This is a genomic window from Streptomyces sp. DG1A-41 (genome assembly GCF_037055355.1).
In the GTDB taxonomy this organism is placed as follows: Bacteria; Actinomycetota; Actinomycetes; order Streptomycetales; family Streptomycetaceae; genus Streptomyces.
In genome coordinates this window covers 7,468,944-7,490,488 of sequence record NZ_CP146350.1, presented here as the reverse complement: position 1 = coordinate 7,490,488, position 21,545 = coordinate 7,468,944, and the positions used below count along the sequence as shown (strand labels likewise).

The 21,545-nt window shown below is 72.2% G+C and carries 16 protein-coding genes and 3 pseudogenes; 9 read left to right on the top strand and 10 right to left on the bottom strand.

Annotated features, from left to right (window positions below; all coding sequences use genetic code 11):
- Positions 1–87: 87 nt before the first annotated feature.
- From V8690_RS34870 to V8690_RS34855, 4 genes are all read right to left on the bottom strand, one after another.
- Entirely contained in the window at positions 88–660 is a 573-nt protein-coding gene (locus V8690_RS34870) for a hypothetical protein (protein WP_338784052.1), read from the bottom strand.
- Positions 661–730: 70 nt separating this feature from the next.
- Entirely contained in the window at positions 731–1,465 is a 735-nt protein-coding gene (locus V8690_RS34865) for a DUF2071 domain-containing protein (protein WP_338784051.1), read from the bottom strand.
- Positions 1,466–1,589: 124 nt separating this feature from the next.
- Positions 1,590–1,847: a hypothetical protein gene (locus V8690_RS34860; RefSeq protein ID WP_338784050.1), complete on the bottom strand. Its 258-nt coding sequence runs from the start codon at positions 1,845–1,847 to the stop codon at positions 1,590–1,592.
- 268 nt (positions 1,848–2,115) lie between these two features.
- Positions 2,116–2,427: a hypothetical protein gene (locus V8690_RS34855; RefSeq protein ID WP_338785684.1), complete on the bottom strand. Its 312-nt coding sequence runs from the start codon at positions 2,425–2,427 to the stop codon at positions 2,116–2,118.
- On the opposite strand from V8690_RS34855, the pseudogene V8690_RS34850 reads away from it, so the two are divergent.
- Positions 2,335–3,227: pseudogene (locus V8690_RS34850) on the top strand (Rieske 2Fe-2S domain-containing protein). The gene V8690_RS34855 and the pseudogene V8690_RS34850 overlap by 93 nt on opposite strands.
- A gap of 377 nt (positions 3,228–3,604) precedes the next feature.
- On the opposite strand, the gene V8690_RS34845 reads toward V8690_RS34850, so the two are convergent.
- Positions 3,605–3,997, bottom strand: coding sequence for a metalloregulator ArsR/SmtB family transcription factor (locus V8690_RS34845; RefSeq protein WP_338784049.1), 393 nt, complete (start codon positions 3,995–3,997; stop codon positions 3,605–3,607).
- 97 nt (positions 3,998–4,094) lie between these two features.
- Here V8690_RS34845 and V8690_RS34840 point away from each other — a divergent pair, with 97 nt between their 5' ends.
- From V8690_RS34840 to V8690_RS34825, 4 genes are read left to right on the top strand one after another with little or no spacing between them, the layout of a single operon-like run.
- Positions 4,095–6,065, top strand: a complete 1,971-nt coding sequence (locus tag V8690_RS34840; protein ID WP_338784048.1) for a heavy metal translocating P-type ATPase — start codon at positions 4,095–4,097, stop codon at positions 6,063–6,065.
- Positions 6,062–6,481 carry a (2Fe-2S) ferredoxin domain-containing protein gene (locus V8690_RS34835; protein ID WP_338784047.1) on the top strand — a complete coding sequence of 140 codons (420 nt, stop codon included), beginning with the start codon at positions 6,062–6,064 and terminating at the stop codon, positions 6,479–6,481. Before V8690_RS34840 ends, V8690_RS34835 begins: the two co-directional genes overlap by 4 nt.
- 60 nt (positions 6,482–6,541) lie before the next feature.
- Positions 6,542–6,853, top strand: a complete 312-nt coding sequence (locus V8690_RS34830; protein ID WP_338784046.1) for a hypothetical protein — start codon at positions 6,542–6,544, stop codon at positions 6,851–6,853.
- On the top strand, positions 6,850–7,014 hold the full coding sequence (locus V8690_RS34825) for a hypothetical protein (protein ID WP_338784045.1): 165 nt from the start codon (positions 6,850–6,852) through the stop codon (positions 7,012–7,014). The genes V8690_RS34830 and V8690_RS34825 overlap by 4 nt, the downstream gene beginning before the upstream one ends.
- 93 nt (positions 7,015–7,107) lie before the next feature.
- Here the strand turns inward: V8690_RS34825 and V8690_RS34820 are convergent, their stop codons facing one another.
- Both V8690_RS34820 and V8690_RS34815 read right to left on the bottom strand, forming a co-directional pair.
- Positions 7,108–7,797, bottom strand: coding sequence for a response regulator (locus V8690_RS34820; protein WP_338784044.1), 690 nt, complete (start codon positions 7,795–7,797; stop codon positions 7,108–7,110).
- Entirely contained in the window at positions 7,794–9,458 is a 1,665-nt protein-coding gene (locus tag V8690_RS34815) for a sensor histidine kinase (protein WP_338784043.1), read from the bottom strand. The genes V8690_RS34820 and V8690_RS34815 overlap by 4 nt, the downstream gene beginning before the upstream one ends.
- A 237-nt stretch (positions 9,459–9,695) precedes the next feature.
- On the opposite strand from V8690_RS34815, the gene V8690_RS34810 reads away from it, so the two are divergent.
- The 3 genes from V8690_RS34810 to V8690_RS34800 are packed head-to-tail and all read left to right on the top strand — an operon-like array spanning position 9,696 to position 12,583.
- Entirely contained in the window at positions 9,696–10,556 is an 861-nt protein-coding gene (locus V8690_RS34810) for an ABC transporter ATP-binding protein (RefSeq protein WP_338784042.1), read from the top strand.
- Complete coding sequence (locus V8690_RS34805) at positions 10,553–11,434, top strand: ABC transporter permease (RefSeq protein WP_338784041.1); 882 nt, start codon at positions 10,553–10,555, stop codon at positions 11,432–11,434. The genes V8690_RS34810 and V8690_RS34805 overlap by 4 nt, the downstream gene beginning before the upstream one ends.
- Positions 11,435–11,494: 60 nt before the next feature.
- Positions 11,495–12,583, top strand: coding sequence for an ABC transporter substrate-binding protein (locus tag V8690_RS34800; RefSeq protein ID WP_338784040.1), 1,089 nt, complete (start codon positions 11,495–11,497; stop codon positions 12,581–12,583).
- Between the two features lie 220 nt (positions 12,584–12,803).
- On the opposite strand, the gene V8690_RS34795 is transcribed toward V8690_RS34800, so the two are convergent.
- Positions 12,804–13,595, bottom strand: coding sequence for a hypothetical protein (locus V8690_RS34795; RefSeq protein ID WP_338784039.1), 792 nt, complete (start codon positions 13,593–13,595; stop codon positions 12,804–12,806).
- Positions 13,596–13,832: 237 nt separating this feature from the next.
- Between V8690_RS34795 and V8690_RS34790 the strand changes: the two genes are divergently transcribed.
- Positions 13,833–16,478, top strand: a complete 2,646-nt coding sequence (locus tag V8690_RS34790; protein WP_338784038.1) for a glycosyl hydrolase — start codon at positions 13,833–13,835, stop codon at positions 16,476–16,478.
- 130 nt (positions 16,479–16,608) lie between these two features.
- On the opposite strand, the pseudogene V8690_RS34785 reads toward V8690_RS34790, so the two are convergent.
- A pseudogene (locus tag V8690_RS34785) lies at positions 16,609–18,656 on the bottom strand (SWIM zinc finger family protein).
- Positions 18,653–21,489: pseudogene (locus tag V8690_RS34780) on the bottom strand (DEAD/DEAH box helicase). Before V8690_RS34780 ends, V8690_RS34785 begins: the two co-directional pseudogenes overlap by 4 nt.
- Positions 21,490–21,545 lie beyond the last annotated feature (56 nt).

Here is a 21,545-nt window from a genome sequence, read left to right as displayed (position 1 = left end):
GAGCGCGTGGGCGGGCCCCCGCACTCCGGTTCTGCTCAAGGGACATCCCTCCGTAGGTTCCGGCCGGGCACCCCTGCCCAGGCGCCCTCACTCCGTGCCGAGTTCGACCGTCGTCGTGACCCGGGTGACGGAGGGGTTCCTCGGCGCCGAACCGAACCCGAAGCGCACGGGCGGCTCGACCGGTGCCATCGCCCCGAGGTCCACGCCCCCGTAGTGGGCCGAGGCGGCATGGATCGGCAGCAGGTCCCGGGCGCCGTACCATGCCCGGCGACCCCGGCCGGCGCTGCCGCGGGTGCGCACGCCGGGCAGCAGCAGGCGGGCGGGCCGGTCCGTCAGCGCGCTCCATGCCGGACGGCGGGCGAGCGCGCCGGGCACGGTCCGCAGCGCGTAGCCCACAAGCCCTCGCCGGCCGGTGGTGAAACGCAGGTCGAGTGGCCCGGCGGTGACCGTCCAGGCGTAGTCCGTGACACTCACCTCGACCGGGACGACACGGACCGTGTCGAAGACGTAGGTGCCGCTGATGAAGTCCGCTGTCTCCCGCGTGGGGGCGAGCAGCAATCTGTCCCCGTCGGCCCGCTCCAGCATCACGTCACTGAACGCTCCGAAGGGTGACCCCTGCCAGTGTCCGACCACGATCCGTGTGCCGGAGGAGGTGCCCATGCCCGCGATCCAGCCGTCGAAGCGCACGCGCGGGCGTCGCGTGACGGCGCCGGAATTCCGGCAGGGGGAGTCAGGAAGGCTGGCAGACGCGCTCCCGGACACACGGCCTGGAGGGCCCGAGCCGTACATACCTGACTCCTTCCGAGAAGTGTGCCAGGGGCTCGCCGAGGGGGGCTTCCCGGAGGCCCGCCGCGGCGGTCAGCGTCTCCTCCAGTACATCGACGCCGGCATCGGCCAGCGGCCACGGCTCGTGCTCGACGGGTGTCTCCCAGAGCATGCCGAGCCTGCGGGTGTACGCCCGCCAGCGCGAGGTCAGCCACACGTCCCGCTCCGTCGGCTCGATCGGGTCGCCAGGCCGGACGACCAGGCGGTAGGAGGCGTCACCGATCCATCGGGAACCGGAGTACGAGACGGTGTCCCCGTCCGTGGACACGCGGAGGGTGCCCGGGTTGTACGGTGCGCCGATGGCGCGGGCCGCCACCATCGGAGGGAAGGCGACCTCGATGGACAGGAACCAGAGCCCGTCCCGGCCGTCACGGTGCCGTACGTACGTGCGCAGGTTGGTCTCCACGAACGTCGGCAGGCCGGGCAGCGAGGCGGGAACACCGGGTGGTCGCACGTCCGCCATGACGAAGGGGGTGAGCCCCACCCAGGCGGCCCCCTCGTACTCGTCCACGACCAGTCCCCCGGGCAGGAGCGCCTGGACCGCGTCAGGCCGGAACGGCCAGTGGACGAACGTCTGCGTCAGCCAGCCCGCCCGCAGCACCGGCAGGCCCACCCGCTGCTCTGCTCCGTATGCCACCACGGGCGTCGGGTCCCCCGCGCACGATCGAAGGAAACCACGGGGCCCGGCGCGGCGGGCGGAACGGCGCCGGGCAGATCATGAAAGGGCCAGGACGCCGGGCGTCCGGGCGGAACCCTCGCCCGGCTCAGGGAAGGGAGCAGGTTTGCCGCAGGAACGCGGCCGTGTCCCGCAGGGCCTGGGTGTAGCCCGCCTTGTAGCGCGCGTCCGTGTCGGTGCGCCGGCTTTCGGCCTCCGCCCACTGCTCGAGGTGCAGGGCGATGTCGAGGTGGTTGCGGTAGAGCGTGCCGTGTTCGCCGGCGAGGGCCGCTCGTGTGCGCTCCTCGTCCCAGTCCTCCAGCTCGCCGGTATCGAAATCCAGCAGTTCCTCGTCAGGCCGCTGCACGGTTTCCTCCTTCGTTCCCCTCAGGCCGAGGACGAGCAGCCCAGTCGTCCCTTCCAGGCACCCGTCATCGGATCCCAGTCGCGTCTGATGACCGGCTTCCAGACGACGGACTTCTGGTCGGCAGACAGGAAGCAGCGTCGCTTCTCCTCGCGGTCTGCCACCGGACCTGGCTGAGGCCGAGTGCGCGCGCTTCGGCCAGCACGGCCTCCATCAGCACCGGACCACCCGGACCCACCCGGACCCACTCCGCGACCCCGGTGGCCCTCCCTCAGGAATGGGCAGTCCATGCCGCCCAACACGGCGGGTCCTCGCCCGCCTGCTCCTGATGCGGGGCCGTTGCCGGGGTTGATCCGGCCTCGTCGGCCGTTTGCGGTATGCGCAGGTGGGGACCCGGCTGCGCATGACCACGACGCCACGCCGTCGGATGCGGCAGAACCGGGTCCTGTGGCTGCTGGACCGCCTGGAACGAGACCGCCGGGCCGATGCGGTGATCGACGCGATCGGCCGGGGTGTGCGTGCCCTGCCGCTCGGTCGCGGCCGGGACGCGCTGCACGGAAGGTGGCTGGGCCACCCCGTCCATCCGCTGATGGTGCAGGTGCCGATCGGCAGCTGGCTGTCCGCGGCCCTGCTCGATCTACGGCCCGGCCGTTCCCGTGAAGCGGAAGTGCTCATCGGCGTCGGCCTGACCGCCGCCGCCCCCGCGGCCCTGGCAGGCTGGGTCGACTGGGCGGAACTGCACCGCCAGCAAAAACGCGTGGGCCTGGTGCACGCTCTGAGCAACGTGACAGCCGTCGCGCTGTACGCCACCTCACTCACCTGCCGCCTCAGGGGACGCCACGCGGCCGGCCGAGCCTGCGGCCTGCTGGGACTGACGGCGGTCGGAGTCGGCGGCATGCTGGGCGGCCACCTCGCCTACCGTCAGGCGTCCGGCGCCAACCACGCCGAAGAGGTGCCGCACGTGGTCTCGGAGGGCTGGCACCGGATCGGCACCGTGGACGAGTTCCCGGCCGGCCCGTGCGGCGCAGCGTGGACGACGTACCGGTCCTGGTCGTGCGCGAAACCGGCGGCACCGTCCACGCGCTGGCCGACCGGTGCAGCCACCTCGCCGGACCGCTGTCCGAGGGCACGATTGCCGACGGATGCGTCCAGTGCCCCTGGCACGGAAGCGTCTTCCGCCTCTCCGACGGCTGGAACGTACGCGGCCCCGCCACCGCTCCCCAGCCCGCCTTCGACACTCGGATCACCGACGGCCACGTCGAGATACGCCTGCACCAGGACGACCGGGCGGAGCACGCGGACAACAGCCGGGAGACAGGGCGGCAACCGGGCGCAGCGGAGGAGGGCGTGCCCCATGGATCCGCTGGCGGCCACCACGCCTGACGGGCGTCCGCAGGCAGGTCCCCGGGGATGTATGAGGTGAAGGGGCACCTGCACGGTTTCTGTGGCCCACCCGCGGCCAATATGCCCTGTTTGAGACATATGGACGGTGAGAGCGGTTCGTGAAGCGGCCGTCGGTGTCGACGGCCCCCTGTCACCATCCGAGAGGAGTGTGACGGCGATGCCGCTGCGCACCGACAACAAGCGCCTCGCGGGCCCGGGCCGAGGCGATCCGCAGCCCGGGGCTCACTGATCGCCCGCGCACGGCGCAGCACCCCGGATCGGGCACGCCGCCGTCGATAGCGCCTGACGGGAATCCCTGACGTGGCCGCCCTCCACGCCGCCAGGGGCCGTCCGAAGGCTGCCCGGACAGCCGGCCGTCAGGGGATCGCGACCGGCACGGGTGCTTGCTCGGGCTCGTCGGTGATGCCCAAGTGCAGGTGCTCGATGTGGTAGAGGGCCTGGTCGAGCAGTCCGGCGACGTGATTGTCGTGCAGGGCGTAGACGACGGAGCGGCCCCGGCGGGTGCCGGTGACCAGATCCAGGTTGCGCAGCACGCGCAGCTGGTGGGAGCAGGCGGACTGTTCCATGCCGACGGCGTCGGCGAGTTCGGTGGCCGCACAGGGGCCTTCGCGCAGCCGGGCCAGGATCAGCAGCCGGGAGGGCGTGGCGAGGGCCTGGAGGGTCTCGGCGACCTTCGGCGCGTTCTCCGGCGTCAGCCGGGTGCGCGGGGCGGCGTAGTCGCTCGCGGGAGGTTTCTGTCCATGACCCATGGGGCTATCGTACGGGAATGAACGCATGAATAGCTGTTCAGATGTTCCTGTACGGTGGAGGGGTCGGAACCCCGTCCCCATCGAAGGCACCCGTCTGATGACTTCCACGCTGACCGCCCCCGCGCCGCCGGGGCACCGCGCCGCAGGTTCACCGCCCCGACGGCGCACCCGGATCCTGGCGCTGCCCGAGGCACGCTGGGCGCTGACGGCCCTGGTCCTGTTCCTGATCTCCCTCCCGCTGCACCTCCTCGGCGCCCCGGTGTGGCTGTGGGGACCCCTGTATGCCGCCGTCTACGTCACCGGCGGCTGGGAGCCGGGCTGGGAGGGCCTGAAGGCCCTCAAGGACAAGACCCTGGACGTGGACCTGCTGATGGTGGTCGCCGCGCTCGGCGCCGCCGCCATCGGCCAGGTCCTGGACGGCGCGCTGCTGATCGTCATCTTCGCCACCTCCGGTGCCCTGGAGGCGGTCGCGACCGCACGAACCGCAGATTCGGTGCGCGGCCTGCTCGACCTCGCCCCCTCCACCGCGACCCGGCTGCTGCCCGACGGCAGCGAGGAGAGTGTGCCGGCCGAACAGCTGGCGGTCGGGGACATGATCCTGGTCCGGCCCGGTGAGCGGGTCGGCGCGGACGGCCGGGTCATGGCCGGTGCGAGCGAGGTGGACCAGGCCACCATCACCGGCGAGCCGCTGCCGGTGACCAAGGAGGCGGGCGACGAAGTCTTCGCCGGTACGGTGAACGGCACCGGCGCCCTGCGGGTGCGGGTGGAGCGGGATCCGTCGGACTCGGTGATCGCCCGGATCGTGAAGATGGTCGAGGAGGCCTCCGAGACCAAGGCGCCGACCCAGCTGTTCATCGAGAAGATCGAGCAGCGCTACTCGGTCGGCATGGTCGCCGCCACGCTGGCGGTCTTCGTCGTCCCGCTGCTCTTCGGCGACGACCTGCAATCGGCGCTGCTGCGCGCGATGACCTTCATGATCGTGGCGTCTCCGTGCGCGGTGGTGCTGTCCACGATGCCGCCGCTGCTGTCGGCCATCGCCAATGCCGGCCGCCACGGCGTGCTCGCCAAGTCCGCCGTCGCCATGGAACGCCTCGGCCAGATCGACACCGTCGCCGTGGACAAGACCGGCACCCTCACCGAGGGCACCCCGCGCGTCACCGACATCCGTCCGCTGACCGGCAGCGGCCTGAGTGAGGATGAGCTGCTGGCCCTGGCGGCCTCCGCCGAGCACCCCAGCGAGCACCCGTTGGCCCGCGCCGTCGTCGACGCCGCCCGTGAACGCCACCTGAACATCGTGGACGCGGACGCCTTCGACTCCACCCCGGGCCAGGGCGTCACCGCCACCGTCGAGGGCCGCACCATCCAGGTCGGCTCCCCGGACCGGCTCCTGACCGCCGACCCGGGCCGCGCCCACGCCGTCCTACAAGGACTGGAAGACGCCGGACGCACCGCGGTGGTGGTCCTGCGGGACGGCTCCCCAGTCGGCGTACTGGGCATCACCGACCGGCTGCGCCCCGACGCCGCCGCGACCATCGCCGCGCTCACCGCCCTGACCGGCCGCACCCCGACCCTGCTGACCGGCGACAACGAACGCGCCGCACTGCATCTGGCCGCCGAGGTCGGCATCACCGACGTCCGCGCCGGACTGCTACCTGAGGACAAGGTGGCAGCCGTCCGCGCCTGGGAGCAGGAAGGCCGGAAGGTTCTGGTCGTCGGCGACGGTGTGAACGACGCTCCCGCCCTGGCCGCCGCGCACACCGGCATCGCCATGGGCAAGGCCGGCTCCGACCTCGCCCTGGAGACCGCCGACGCCGTCGTGGTCCGCGACGAACTCGCCACCATCCCCACCGTCGTACGGCTGTCCCGCACCGCCCGCCGCCTGGTGATCCAGAACCTCGTCATCGCCGGGACGTTCATCGCCGTGCTGGTCGCCTGGGACCTGATCGGTACGCTGCCGCTGCCCCTCGGCGTCGCCGGACACGAGGGCTCCACCGTCATCGTCGGCCTCAACGGCCTGCGCCTGCTGCGCGAGGCCGCCTGGACCAACCCCGGAAAGGACACCGCGTGAGCAAGCGCTCCCGCCGTACCGCCACTACCGCCTCCCCCACGTCCGCCGGGGCGGCGCGGTGCACGGTCACCGTGTGCCGGGGATGCTGCTGCGGCACGCCGAAGATCCCCGGCTTCGACCACGCCGCACAGCTGCGCGGCCTCCGCCAGGCGCTCGACGGCACCGCGACCGTCCGCGTCACCGACTGCCTCGACGCCTGCGAGCACGCCAACGTCGTCGTCGTACAGCCCTCACCCTCCGGCCGCGCGGCGGGAGGCCGGCCCGTGTGGCTCGGCCTGGTCAACGACCCCGACGCCACCGCCGACATCACCACCTGGATCGAACACGGCGGACCCGGCCTCGCCGACCCGCCCGGCATCCTCGACCTCTACGGCTTCACACCGTCCCGGCGCGTGAGGGGACAGGTGGAAGGCTGACGCAAGACCCGAACTCGCCACCGAGCCAGAGGCCAAGGGGCAGAGCCGTCGCCACGACCAGTGGCATTGCGGGCCCGCTGCGCAAGCGGATCGCCCGCTGCGTGGAGGCTGTCGGGCAACGCCGACCTGGCGTATCCGGGGGCCGCCGACGGCCCGCTGCCGCTCGCCGCACGGCTCGGCAAGCGCTACACCGACCGGCTGCTGAAGGTGGCGACCACCGACCGGACCGTGGCCACAGCTCTGTTCGACATGACCCATCTGCTGGCCCCGTCGAGGGTGCTGGCCTCGGTGCTGCGCGGCCCGAGGACCGCGACGTCCCTGACCACCTCGCCCCCGGTCGCCGTCTCTGCCTCATCGGCCAGCGCACGATGACCTACAAGCACCTGGCCCTGGAGCAACTCGCCCTGCGCCCCGGCGACACGGTCGTCGACGCTGGCTGCGGCACCGGCCGCCGTGAGCAACTCCCTCAGCCCGCCGGAAGCATTCCTGCGGGCATCGTCGTCTCACGCGCACTCCCAGGAATCTCGCGGTGACCTCAAGTTGAGTTGACCACTAGGTTCTGCTTCTTTCGGAATGCAGCCGGCCAACCCAGGCCGTGTTCTTTCCTGCACACCTGCGGCTGATCCTCAGTGCACGATCCGGTAGCGGTGTTCGGGACGGCCGGTGGTTCCGTAGCGAAGTTCGAGCCGGACCATGCCCTCCCGTACGAGGTACGAGAGGTAGCGCTGTGCCGTGGCACGGGAGACGCCGGTGAGTTCGGCGGCCTGGGCGGCGGATAGGGCGTCCTGGGCGGTGCGGAGGACTTGGTGCAGGAGGGCGAGGGTCGGTGCGGAGTGCCCCTTGGCCGGGACGCGGGGAACGGCCGGTGGCCGGGCGGCGCTGAAGAGGGCGTCCACGTCGGCCTGGTCGGTTCGGGGGGCCAGGCCGAGGGCGTCCACGCGGTGCTGGAGTTCGCGGTAGGCGGTGAGCCGCTCGGCCAGGTCTGCGGAGCCGAACGGCTTGACCAGGTAGCCCACCGCGCCGAGTTTCATGGCGGTCCGTACCGAGGTGATGTCCCTGTCGGCGGTGATCATGATCGCGTCGGGGCGGGCGCCGCCCTCGTCCGCGCTGAGCCGGCGCAGCACGTCGAGTCCGTTGCCGTCGGGCAGGAAGACGTCGAGCAGGAGCAGGTCGGGATGGAGGGTACGCACGGCGTCCAGCGTCTCGGCCACGGTCGCCACCCGGCCGACCACCTCGAAGCCCTCGACGCGGGACGCGTAGTCACCGTGGATGTGGCTGATGTGGAAATCGTCGTCCACCACCAGGGTCCGGATCATGCGCGGTCACCTCCTGTCGGCGAGGCCGTGGTGAACGGTGCGTCTCGTGGTACCGGGGTGGTGTCCGGCAGCGGGAGCGCGACGGTGAAGACCGCGCCCGGCCCTTCGCTGACCTCGATCGTGCCGCCGTGCTGCTGGGCCAGCCGGTGGACGAGGGCCAGCCCCAGCCCGCGCCGGGCGGTGCCCCGGTCGGGCCGGGTCGACCAGCCGTCCTCGAAGATCGATCCGGCGGCACCCGGCGGGATCCCCGGGCCGCTGTCCGCGACCCGCACCAGCACCCGGTCGACAGCCTCGATCAGGGAGAGCTCGACCTCGCGCCCGCCCGCCGGGGCCGCTCCGCCGGCCGCGGCGTCGATCGCGTTGTCCAGCAGGTTGCCGACGATGGTCAGCAGCCGGCGCAGATGCGGCGGGTCCTCACCGAGCGCGGAGTCGTCGCTGAGCACCACCCGTACCCCGCGTTCCGCGGCCACCGTGGTCTTGGCGACGATCAGCCCCACGAGCAGCGCGCTGCCGATGCGTTCGCGTACGGACTCCGTCAGCGCCTGTTCGGCACCGGCCGCCTCGACGGCGTACTTGAAGGCGGCGTCGTGGTCGCCGATGTCCAGCAGCCCGGCCACGGTGTGCATACGGTTGGTGAACTCGTGCTGCTGGGCACGCAGGGCGTCGGTCAGCCCGCGCACCGAGTCCAGTTCGCGCAGCAGCCCGATCAGCTCGGTGCGGTCGCGGACGGTGACCACCGCGCCCAGTTCGCGGCCGTGCAGCGCCACCGGCATCCGGTTGACCACCAGGCAGTGGTCGTCGGTCAGCACGCGGAGGTCGGTGCCGGTCAGGGTGCCGTCCAGGGCGCGGCGCAGCCGCCCGTCCGGCAGCACCTCCTCCAGTCCGCGGCCGAGCGCCGTGCCGAGGCCGAGCAGTTTGCGGGCCTCGTCGTTGACCACGGTGATCCGGCCGTCGGGATCGAAGGCGATCACGCCCTCCCGGACGCCGTGGAGCATGGCCTCGCGATCCTGGAGCAATCCGGCGATCTCCTCCAGTTCCAGCCCGAAGGTCGACCGCTTCAGTCGGCTGGCCAGCAGGAACGCGGCCGCCGAGCCGAGTGCGACGGCGATCGCGGCGTACAGTCCGAAGGTGGGCAGCTCCCGCCACAGCTCGCCGAGCACATCGCGTTCGGGGAGGCCGGCCGACACCTCGCCGACCAGCGTGCCCGTGGGCCCGTACAGCGGAGCCTTGCCGTTGGCGGACCGCCCGGTCGCGCCCTGGTCGGAGCCCACGTGTGTGTGGCCGTCCAGCACCACGATCGGATCGCCCACGGGCTCGCCGATGAGCGCCGGGTCGGGGTGCGAATGGCGGATGCCGTGCAGGTCGATCACGACCACGTAAGACGCCCCCGACGCCTTGCGGATCCGCTCGGCGACGCTCTGCACGATGTCGCGGCCACCGCCGTACTCCATGGCCTGCCGGATCTGCGGCTCGGCGGCCGCGGTCTGGGCGATGGCCAGGGCCCGCTGCTCGTAGGAGCGGTCGATCTCGGCCCGCTGGGCGAACGCGAACAGGACGAAGCCGATGGCTCCGGTGAGGGCCAGGATGACCAGCTGACTGGCCAGGATCCGCGCGGAGAGCCTCCCCTTCCCGCCGCGGCCGATCCGGATACGGATGGGCATCACAGGTGCCTACGCCCTTGTCGTGCTGCCGGGCCCGGCCCCTGCGCCGTACCCGTGGTGGCGTGATTGTGTCCCACCATGGACTCGCTGCCCACCCCCCGGCCTGCTGAGCAGAACGCGCAGAACCCCTGTTAACACAACTAACGCGAGATACGTGTGAAACAGCGACGTCACACTGCGCGGCCTTTAGCGTCTGCCTTCCTCGACCTCCGAGGTGAGGAAAGGAGACGGCCTCAGATGGCTTCGCGAAACGATGTCGCGGTGAGCCCAGGCGCCGAGAGAATCGGCCGGGACAGCGCGCGAGTCGAGATTTCAGGACTCACCAAACGGTTTCTGACTCCTGCGGGTGAGGTGTTCACGGCGCTGCGGGACGTCTCCTTCACGGTGGAGCCGGGCCAGTTCTGCGCGGTGGTGGGCCCGACCGGCTGCGGCAAGTCGACGACGTTGAGCATGGTGTCCGGGCTCGACCGGCCCAGCGAGGGGTCGGTCGAGGTCGGCGGCCGTGAAGTGGACGGCGTCGCCGACGGCGTCAGCTTCATGTTCCAGACCGACGCGCTGCTGCCCTGGAAGACCGTCCTCGGCAACGTCCTGATGGGCCCGGTCTTCCGCGGCGTCCCCAAGCAGCAGGCGCAGGCATCGGCGCGCGACTGGCTGCGCCGGGTGGGCCTGACGGGGTTCGAGGACCGTTACCCGCACCAACTCTCCGGCGGGATGCGCAAGCGCGTGGCGATGGCCGCGGCGCTGATCAACGAACCCAAGATCCTGATCATGGACGAGCCGTTCGGTGCCCTGGACGTGCAGACCAAGGCGATCATGTCGACCGAGCTGCTCGGCCTGTGGGAGCAGATCCGTCCGTCGGTCATCTTCATCACCCACGACCTCGACGAGGCCGTGGCGCTCGCCGACCGGGTCGTCGTCATGACGTCCAGCCCCGGCTCGGTCAAGGCGGTCTTCGACATCGATCTGCCGCGCCCGCGCGGTGCGGTCCAGGAGATCCGCTTCCAGCCCCGCTTCATCGAACTTCAGCACCAGATCTGGGAGACGCTGCGCGAGGAGGTGGAGCGCGCCTACGCACGCACCGCAGGAGGTACGGCATGAGCACGACGTCCGCAGTTCCCGCCGGCTTGGTCAAGGACGGCGGCGCACCGTCCGCGGCCGCGGACGCCGCCAAGCGCGCCGCCAGGCAGCGCGTCGCGCTGGTGTGGGCGGGCCGCATCGGCCTCGCGGTCTTCGTCATCGGCGGCTGGCAGGCGTTCACCACCTGGGGGATCGTCGACCCGTTCTTCTTCGGTCAGCCGTCCGGCATCGCCCAGCGGCTGGTCGACCTCTTCCGGCACGGCACCGAGTTCGGGTCGTTCTACTCCAATATCTGGACCACGATCCAGGAGGCGCTCGCCGGCTTCGTTCTCGGAGCCGTCACCGGGGTGGTCTTCGGCGTGACGCTGGGCCAGAGCCGCTTCCTCGCCGACGTGCTCGGCCCCTACATCAAGATGGTCAACGCGATCCCGCGTATCGTCCTCGGCTCGATCTTCATCGTCGCGTTCGGCATCGGCGTACTGCCGAAGATCCTGCTCGCCGCGGTGCTGGTGTTCTTCATCGTCTTCTTCAACGCCTTCCAGGGCGTGCGTGAGGTCGACCGCAACATCCTCGCCAACGCGAAGGTGCTCGGCGCCTCGCAGATGCAGATCACCCGGCACGTCATCGTGCCGTCCGCGCTCACCTGGATCATCGCCAGCCTGCACAGCGCCTTCGGTTTCGCCATCGTCGGTGCGCTGGTCGGCGAGGTGCTCGGCGCGCAGAGCGGCCTAGGCCTGGTCATCAAGACCGCGCAGAACAACTTCGACCCCAACGGCGTGTTCGCCACGATGCTCGTCATCTCGGTCATCGTGCTCGGCGCCGAGTGGCTGATCGGCAAGCTCGAGCACCGGCTGCTGTCCTGGCGCCCGCCGGCGCCGTCCGAGGCCAACTCGCTCTGACGTTCTTGTACTTCCCCCCTCCCTCATCTCAGAACCTTCAACAAAGGAATGTGGTCAGCCATGTCCAGACGATCCGCCGCCGTCGCCGCGTCCGTCCTCACCGTTCTCGCCCTCGGCTCGGTCAGCGCCTGTTCCAGCACCTCGTCCGCCGCGAGCGGCGGTGGGGGTGGCACGCCGACCGTCAAGCTCATGGCCGGCGGCCTCGACAAGCAGATCTACCTGCCGTACCAGCTCGCCCAGCAGCTCGGCTTCTACAAGAAGTACGGCGTCAACGTCCAGCTGAGCACCGAGCAGGACGGCGGTGTCGGCGCCGAGGACGCCATGGCCTCGGGGCAGGTGGACATGGCGGGCGCCTGGTACAACCACACGATCGAGTTCCAGGCGAAGGGCAAGGCGGTCGAGGACGTCGTCCAGCTCTCCGGCGCGCCGGGCGAGCGCGAGATGTGCACCAAGAAGTCGGGCGTCCACTCGGGCGCCGACTTCAGGGGAAAGACCCTCGGCGTCACCGACCTGGGGTCGGGCACCGACACCCTCACCCAGTTCCTGGCCGCCAAGAAGGGCGTCAAGACCAGCCAGTTCCACCGGATCGGGGTCGGTGCGGGCTCCACCGCCATCGCCGCGCTGCAGAACGGCAAGGTGGACTGTGTGATGACGACGCAGCCGACGGTGGCCGCGATCCAGAAAAAGGGCGTCGGTACCTCCGCCATCGACCTGGCCACCACCTCCGGCGCCACGGCGGCGTTGGGCGGTGCCTATCCCGCGGCCGGTGTTCTCGCCCGCACCGACTGGGTGAACTCGCACAAGGCAACGGTGCAGAAGGTCGTCGACGCGCTGGTGGCCACCATGCACTGGATCAACACCCACAGCGCGGCCGACATCGCGAACAAGCTGCCCGCGTCGTACGTGTCGAACCAGTTGGTGACCAAGGCCGACTACATCTCGGCTCTGACCGAGGACAAGGGCCAGTTCCTCCCGGACGGCCTGATGCCGGCCGGCGGGCCGAAGACCTCGTTGGCGACGGAGCAGCTGGTCGGCGACGTGAAGTCGTCGGTGAACCTGAGCAAGACGTTCACCAATGACTTCGCCCTCCAGGCCAACAAGACCGAGGGCTTCAAGACCACCACGACCCCGGCGGGGCCGAACGGCTGAGCCTGCACCGCTCATGTCCGGCCGCCCGGGGCCTGTCCCCCGGGCGGCCTCCGCCACGAGCGCGTCCTGCCAGCCGCCACGCGTCGGTGCGGTCCTCGGCCTGCCCGCTCCGTCGGCGGCGGCGGCGAGGTGATGTACCACCCCGGGCACACACCCGGGGCACGGTACGTGATCAACCTGACTGCCGGGGGAGGCGCTCCCGCTCGGCGGTACCGGCGTATCACGGCATGCCGTCGTGCTGGATGTCCTTGCGGGAGACGGCCAGGTAGCCGACGAAGCCGAGGATGGCCATCGTCCAGGACAGCGTGACCGGACCCAGGCCCAGGTCGAGTCCGCCCCGGCTGTGGCCGACGGCCATCCAGTCCGCGACGGAGGCACCGAGCGGGCGGGTGATGACGTACGCGGCCCAGAACGCGGCCACCGCGTTCAGGCTGCCCCACCGGTGAACGACGGCCGGAACGGCGATCGCAGCGGCGTACAGGACGGCGGAGCCCAGGTAGCCGAGGCCGATCGTGGCGGTGAGATCACCAGCGGCGGTCCCCAGCGCGAACGTGGCCAGCACGGCGGCCCAGTAGAAGGTCTCGCGGCGCCGGGTGTGGACGCTGTGGATGGACAGGGTGCCTTCGCTGCGGTACCAGAGTGCGAACACGGCGGCCAGCGCGGCCATGAAGAACGGGGTCGAGAGCGCATAGGGCACCCCGAGCCCGACGTGCAGGACGTCGGCGGCCATCGTGCCGAACACGCTGACCATGACGATCGCCACCCAGTAGACCCAGGCCACGTACCGCCGCACGGCGAACTGCGCCGCCAGGGCGGCCATCAGAGCGATGCCACCGAGGCCCACAGCAGGCACCGGACCGAGCACACGGGCCAGGAAGTCGGAGGCCGTCTCACCCATACCGGTCGTCAGCACCTTGATGATCCAGAAGTAGACGGTGACCTCCGGCACCTTGCTCGCCGCGTGTCGTGCGTGGTGCGGAAGCCGGTTGTGAGTGAGGTGATCAGTGGTCATGGCAGGCACGATGACATGGTGTCCGGCCGTCACCCCAGACTCCTTTGCCAGAGTTTTGGCGCATCTGGTGCACAAGTTGCCCGAGGCTCGTCCGCCAGCGTGATGCGCCTCGGAGGCCGGCACGGCTACAGGAAGCGGCATGTTCTGGTCAAAGCCTGTCCAAGAATCCGGACTTGCCCGCCTGCCCGTGATCAGGTCCACCCGACGGTTCATGACCACCCGTTCTCGGAGGACCTGGTGCCAGCACCGACCCGTAGAAGACGATGGCTGACGATCTGCGCCATCACCGCGTCCGCCGGACTCGTCGCGATACCCGCAAGCGCCGCGCCCGGTCAGAACAACAGCCCCTTCGGAGCACGCACGCTCGCCCGACTCGCCGCCGAACGCGAGCAGTCGGTGGGCGTCATGAGCCCCAGACTGAAGGACGAAGGCGGCGACGACGGCAACGAGGCCGACGAGATAGCCGAGGGCGCCAACCAGTACGCCGAGGCCCGCACCTCGCCCGGCATCGTCGCGCCGGGCGCGTACGGGGCCGCCTGGGACAACCTCACCAACCTGCCGAGCACGGGCGGTGATTGGCGCAACATCACCGACCTGCCGTACAACTCCGACGACCCGCGCTACCGGGACATCGACTCCAACTCCAGCGGCGGATCGGGCAACGTCACCGGCCGCATGGCGGCGATCGCGGCCGACGACGGCGGGTACGTCTACGCGGGCAGCGCGGGCGGCGGCGTGTGGCGGTCCCGCTCCGGCGGCGGGCACTGGCAGCCGATCAGCGACCGGCTGCCCTCGCAGTCCACCGGCGCGCTCGCACTCGACGGGGCCGGGCAGCTGTGGCTGGGCACCGGGGAGGCGACGACCAACGCTGACGCGTACCTCGGCAGCGGCGTCTATGTCCTGTCCCACCCGCACCACGGCACGTTCTCCGCCCGCAGCCGGGTCGGCGGCGACGAGCTGGAGTCCACCACCGTCCACCAGCTGCGCTTCGGCGGCGGCAAGGTGTGGGCGGCGACCAGCAAGGGCGTGTGGAGCCACTCCGCCAAGAGGCTGAAGGGCGCCTGGAAGCTGGAGTTCGCGCCCAACCCCGACTCTCTGCCGGGCGGTTCGAAGGCCGACGACCCCGATGCCCCGTACAAAAACATCGCCAACGACATCGCGATCGACCCCAAGGACCCGCGCAAGGTCGTCCTCGCGGTGGGCTGGCGCAGCGGCGACGACTACAACGGCTTCTACACCAAGGGCACGGACGGCACCTGGACCCGGATCACCAGCGGCCTCGGCGACCTGCCCGCCGACGCGGACGACGTCGGCAACGTCACCTTCGCCCGCTCCGCCGACGGCTCCCGCTACTACGCCATCGACCAGTCACCGGAGCAGCTGAACACCAACCCGGACAGCGGCCTGGAGGGCATCTACGTCTCCAAGTCCGGCTCGCCCAACGGCCCCTGGTCGAAGATCGCCGACTACAAGGGCCTGGCCGCCGACAACTCGGCGCTGACGACCAGCGGTTACATGCCGGGCGTGCAAGCCTGGTACAACCAATTCCTTACTGTCGATCCGGCGAACGCGGAGCACGTGTACGCGGGCCTGGAGGAGGTTTACGAGACCAAGGACGGCGGCAGCAACTGGTCGGCCGTCGGCCCGTACTGGAACTTCGGCTTCTCCTGCTGGAGCATCGACCCGGCCGAGCAGACCGGTGACTGCAACCAGACCACCCACTCCGACCAGCACGGCGTCGCGATCGGCCGCTACCACGGCAAGAGCTTCGTGTACGTCGGCAACGACGGCGGCGTCTACAAGCGCCCGGTCAACGGTTCCCAGGACGCCTCCGGGCACGCCACCGACTGGACCTCCCTCAACGACGGCACCATCGACACCCTTCAGTACTACTCGGTGGGCGTCGGCAAGGACCTGGACCACGGCGGCCTCTCCGTCACCGGCGGCCTCCAGGACAACGGCCAGTCCATCCTGCGCAGCAACGACGAGGTGATGGGCTCCAACTTCGGCGGCGACGGCGGCGACACGATCACCGACCCGGCCAACGGGTGCGACATCGCCGAGGAGTACGTCTACCTCTCCATCCAGGTGACCCAGAACTGTGCCGTGAATGACGGCGGTTGGGTCGACGACGCCGCCAAGGCCACGTCGTACGACGTCGCCCCGGCCGACAACGCCACCAGCGAGGCCCGCTTCATCGCCCCGCTCGCGGCCGATGCGAAGAACTCCTCGACATGGATCGCGGGCGGCCGGCACATCTGGGTGCAGACCCACGGCTACGCCATCCGCAGCGGCGACGAGTGGACCAGCGTGTACGACCTCGGCGCCGGCCGCACCGCGACCGCCGTCGCGGCCTCGGGCGGCAAGGTGTACGCGGCCTGGTGCGGCCCCTGCAACAACCAGGGCTTCGCCCGCGGCATCGCCGTCGGCAACGCGGACGGCACCGGCTGGCACGACATCACCCTGCCCGTGGACGGGACGGTGCCCAACCGCTACCTCAGCGGCTTCGCCATCGACCCGAAGAACGCCGACCACGTCTACCTCACGGTCAACGGCTTCTCCCGGCAGTGGACCGAGGGGCCCGGCGCCGGTGTCGGCCATGTCTTCGAGTCCACCGACGGCGGCACCACCTGGAAGGACATCTCCAAGAGCCTCCCCGATGTGCCGGCCGACTCCGCGATCGTCATGCCGAACGGCGGCCTCGCCGTCGCCACCGACCTCGGCGTCGTCCACCGGGCGCCGGGCCGTACGACCTGGCAGCGCGTGGGTGACCTCCCGGCCGTCGCCGTGCTCCAGCTGAGGCTGAGCCCGGACGGCAGCACCCTGTACGCGGCCACCCACGGACGCGGCATCTACACGATCAAGGTGCGCGACTTCGACTGACAGCGGCGCGGCAGGGGTGGCCCCGGCTTCCTGGGTCACACCTGCCTCGCGTACGGCACCACGTCCAAGGGCAGCGTGAAAGCGACCCGCGCCGCGTCCGGCTTCACGTCAGCGGGCCCGGCGGCGGCCCTCAGAGGTCGCCCGCCATGCCCAGGCCCGTCAGGGCGCCGACCGGGTCCAGGTCGGGGGTGCCTCGGGGCCACCAGTCCTCCTGGCCCGGCTCGGACTCGTACGCGTACCACAGGCCGTCGCGGCCCAGGCGGAGCTGGACGTGGCCGTGGGGGTGGGTGAGGCGGTTGCGCCAGGGGCGGAAGGCGGGCAGGTCGGCGGCGAGGAGCAGCGGGCGGGCCCGGTCGAACCGGCCTGGCGGGTCCCACGGCTCCTCCAGTACGGCGAGGCCCTCCGGTCCGCCCTGGCGCCAGGCGGCGACCGCACGGGCCAGCTCGGACGGGGTGCGGCCCGCCGCGGAGGCGAGGGAGGAGTAGAGCGCCCGGGTGCCCGCGGTGAGCCCCGAGCCGGGGCGGGCCGCGGCCAGGCGGACCGCGTCTTCCCAGAGGGTCAGCTGCCCGACCGGGTCACGGCCCGTGGTGAGCAGGGCGTGGGCCCGGGCCGCGGCGTCCGTGGCGAGCTGGTCCAGCGCGAACGGGTCCGGCCGGCGGGGGCCGCCGGATAGGCCGGGGGCTGCTCGGGGTGCGGAGGCGGGGGCAGCGGCGCCGGCAGGGGCGGGAGGGCGCGCTGACCGAGAACGTCACCGGCCCGCACTCCCGGAAGAGGCGCAGGCCCCCTGCCCTGGGCGGCGCGCGCCGCACGGGTGGCGCTCAGCCGGGACAGCGCGTCGAGCAGCTCGCGTTCGCCACGGCCGCGCAGCAGGAGCAGGACGAAGGGGTCGGCGTCGAGCAGCCGCGCGGTCTGGTAGCAGAGGGCGGCGGCGTGCTTGCAGGGGTGGCCCCGGTCGGGGCAGCTGCACCGCGGCTCCAGATCGCCCGGGCCGGGCAGCAGGGGCACGCCGCAGTCCGCGAGGGACTGGGGCATCTCCTTGTCGAGGAGTGCCGCGATGTGCCCGGGCCGGTCGGCGGCGGCGTCCAGGAACCGCTCCCAGTCCTGGTCGTCGAGCGTGCGCAGCCGCACCTGCACGCGGTACGGGCGCGGACGGCGGCCCCGCACGTACGCCAGCACCAGGCCGGGCGTCACGGTGATGGCATCGACATGTCCCTGTCCGGCATACCCCCGCCCGCGCTCCAGCCGCTTGACGTCCAGCGCGCCCTCCTCCAGCGCGGCGACCCACGCGTTTCCCCACCAGCTCTCGGCGAAGCCCTTTTCGTCCGGATCCCGGGGCGGGAATGCGGGGAACGTACGGCGGAGCTCGCTGTCGCGGTCGGGGGCCGCCATGGTGTGGGGGACGCGAGGGGTCTCGGGTCGGGTGGTGGAGGGGGCGGGGTCGGCCGGGTCGCGCGGCCAGTCGGTCGTGCCGTCCGGCGAGCGCTCCTGGCCGGTGTCGTCAGGGCCCTCGGGCGCCGCGTCCGGCTCGTCCGTCGCCGCGGGCATCCGGAAGGCGTCGGCCAGCAACTGCCGTACGTCCCGCGCTCCCCCGCCGGCGGCGTGTTCGCGCATCTGCCGCCCGGTCGTCGGCCTCTCGTCCGCGCGGCCCCGCCGCGCCCGGCGTCCGCGCCCCATCCCGGCGCTCTCGGCCTCTTCCCGGGCTCGCCGCGCGTCCTGCCGTGCTGCGCGCAGTGCCTCGCGCGCGATGTCCGCCGCGCGTGGACCCTGCCCCTCGTCGTCGCCCGCAGCCCGGGGCTCCTCCGGTGCGGCGGCGGGCTGGTCCTCCCCGGCGGCGGGAGCACCGGCCGAAGGCTTCCGGGTGGGGATCTCCCCCGGGTCGCCGGGACCGTCCGGCCCGGGGGGTCCCTCCGTGTCCTCAGACGCACCACCTGGCAGCTCACCAGGCGTATCGGCGTCCTCCGCCGCACTCACGTCCCTCGCCGGCCCCTCGCCACGCCGGTGCTCGGAGACCGCCCTGCGCAAGGCCTCCCGGGCCACGTCTCCCGGCCGGGACGCCTCCTCCTGGTCAGTGAGACTCCCGGCCGGGCGGGGGGCGGGTGCCGCTTCCGGGTCCCGGTGTGCCTGCTCCCGGGCCGCCCGCAGGGCCCGGCGGGCCTCGTCGGCCGGGCTGGGCGTCATGGCGTCCTCCGCAGGGAGACCAGGTCGGACAGTTCACGGTCCGTCAGTTCGGTGAGGGCCGACTCGCCGGAGCCGAGGATCGCGTCGGCGAGGGCGCGCTTGGCCTCGAGCATCTCGGCGATGCGGTCCTCGATCGTGCCCTCGGTGATGAGGCGGTGGACCTGGACGGGCTGGGTCTGGCCGATGCGGTAGGCACGGTCGGTGGCCTGTTCCTCGACGGCCGGGTTCCACCAGCGGTCGAAATGGACGACGTGACCCGCGCGGGTGAGGTTGAGGCCGGTGCCCGCCGCCTTGAGGGACAGCACCAGGACCGGGGTGGAGCCGGCTTGGAAGCGGTCCACCATACGCTCCCGCTCCGGTACCGGCGTGCCGCCGTGGAGGAGGTCGACCGGGACCGCGCGGGTGGCCAGGTGGGACGTGATGAGGCGGGCCATGCCGACGTACTGGGTGAAGACCAGCGCGGATCCGTCTTCGGCGAGCAGGGTGTCCAACAGCTCGTCCAGCAGCGCGAGTTTGCCGGAGCGGGCGGCGAGCCGGTCGCCGCCGGCCCGGGCGGGCTCCTCCTTCAAGTAGAGCGCCGGGTGGTTGCAGATCTGCTTCAGCGACGTCAGGAGCTTCAGGACCAGGCCCCGGCGTGCCATGCCCTCGGCGGTCTCGATGGCGAGCATCGACTCGCGGACCACCGCCTCGTACAGCGCGCCCTGTTCGCGGGTGAGCGGCACCGGGTGGTCGGTCTCCGTCTTGGGCGGCAGTTCGGGCACGATGCCCGGGTCGGACTTCTTCCGGCGCAGCAGGAAGGGCCGGACCAGGCGGGCCAGGCGCTCCACCGCTTCCTCGTCCTCGCCGTTCTCCACGGCACGGGCGTGCCGGGCGCGGAAGGACTTCAGCGGGCCGAGGAGGCCCGGGGTGGTCCAGTCGAGCAGCGCCCACAGCTCCGACAGGTTGTTCTCGACGGGCGTGCCGGTCAGGGCCACGCGCGCGGGGGACGGGATCGTGCGCAGCGCCTTGGCCGTGGCCGAGTAGGGGTTCTTGACGTGCTGCGCCTCGTCGGCGACGACCATGCCCCACGCCTGCCCGGCCAGGGCGGGGGCCACGGAACGCATCGTGCCGTACGTGGTGAGGACGAAGCCGCCGTCCAGGTCGTCAAGGCTGCGGTCCGGTCCGTGGAAGCGGCGGACGGGGACGCCGGGCGCGAAACGGGTGATCTCCCGCTGCCAGTTGCCCAGCAGCGAGGCCGGGCAGACCACCAGGGTCGGCTCGCGGCGGGCCCGCTTCAGGTGCAGTGCGATGAGGGTGACGGTCTTGCCGAGGCCCATGTCGTCGGCGAGGCAGCCGCCGAGGCCGAGGGAGGTCATCAGGTCGAGCCAGGCCAGGCCCCGGAGCTGGTAGTCACGGAGGGTGGCGCGCAGGCCCGGCGGCGGCGCGGCCGGGCGCACCCCCGCGGTGAGGCGGTCGCGCAGGGCGGCCAGCGCGCCGGCCGGTACGGCCTCGACCGTCTCGCCGTCCACGTCGGCGGTGCCGGTGAGGGCGACGGACAGCGCGTCGACCGGGTCGAGCAGCCCCAGGTCGCGCTTGCGGGCCTTGCGGACGAGGGCCGGGTCGACCAGCACCCACTGGTCGCGCAGCCGGACGACCGGGCGGTGGGCCTCGGCGAGGGCGTCCATCTCGCTCTCGGTGAGCGGGTCGCCGCCGAGCGCCAGCTGCCAGCGGAACTGGAGCAGGTCCTCGCTCTCGAAGAAGCCGGTGCCGTCGGTCGCCGAGCCGGGGCCGGCCGGACCACCGCCGCGGCCGACAGGTCCTGGGCCAGGTCCCTGGGCCAGTGCACGGCGACGCCGGCCGCGGCGAGCCGGGTGGCCGCGACACCGAGCAGGTCGCTCAGCTCCTCCTCGGTCAGCGCCAGCACGTCGGGCACGTCCTGGTCGGAGAGCCGGTCGAGCGGGGGCCAGACCCGGGCCGCGCGGCGGACGGCGAGGGCGGCGTCCACCCGGGCGCGCGGGCCGAAGGCGTCGTCCGCATCGCCCGCCCACAGCGCCGCCGCGTCGGCGACGAGGGTGCGGTCGGCGAGGCTGTGCACCTGGACGATCGCGGCGCCGGCGCTGCGTGCGCCGCCGCCGAAGGCGTCGTCGAACAGGTCGTACGCCGAGAGGTCCAGCCGGAGCGAGATCCGCACGCCGGCGTCCATGCCGGCGGCGACCTCGGCGGCCCAGTCGTGGGCATCGGGCAGGTGCTGGGCGTCGCGGGCCGCGAAGGGCCTGCCGGTGGCGTGGGGTGCGGCCGGGGTGCGCGGCAGGGTGTCGGCGACCGCGTCCAGGAAGGCGCGTACCAGCGCTTCCGGTTCGGGCAGGCGGATGGGGCCCGGGCCGGGCAGCGGCACGGCGTGGCCCTCGTACGGCAGGGCGGCGGCCACCGCGCGCAGGTGCGCGATGTCGTCCGGGTCCAGCGGGCCGGCGCGCCAGGCATCGTGGCCCGTGGGGGTCAGGCCGGGCAGCAGCCGGCCGCGCGCGGTCAGCCGCAGGGCGTGCAGGGCGGCCGCGCCCCAGCAGGCGGTGGCGGGGTGGGACGCGGGGTCGTGCCGGGCGCGCACCAGGAGCGGCAGGGCTTCGTCCAGCGGGAGGGACAGTGCCGGCGTGGTGCGCCGCCGGGCTCCGGCGCCGTGCCGTCGTACGACCGTGAGCTCGGTGTCGTCGGCGGGCAGGGCCTCGCCCTCGGGGTCCCAGAAGGCGATGCGCCCGTCGCGCGGGAGGGACGCGGGCAGGAAGACGGCCGGGAGCCGCACGGGGACCGCGACCGTCGGCTCCCCCGCCCGCTCGGCCATCACAGCCGTGTCGCCCATACGTCCTGCCACCTCCCGCCCGCGTTTCGGATCAGCTGTCTCCGACTCTACGGGCG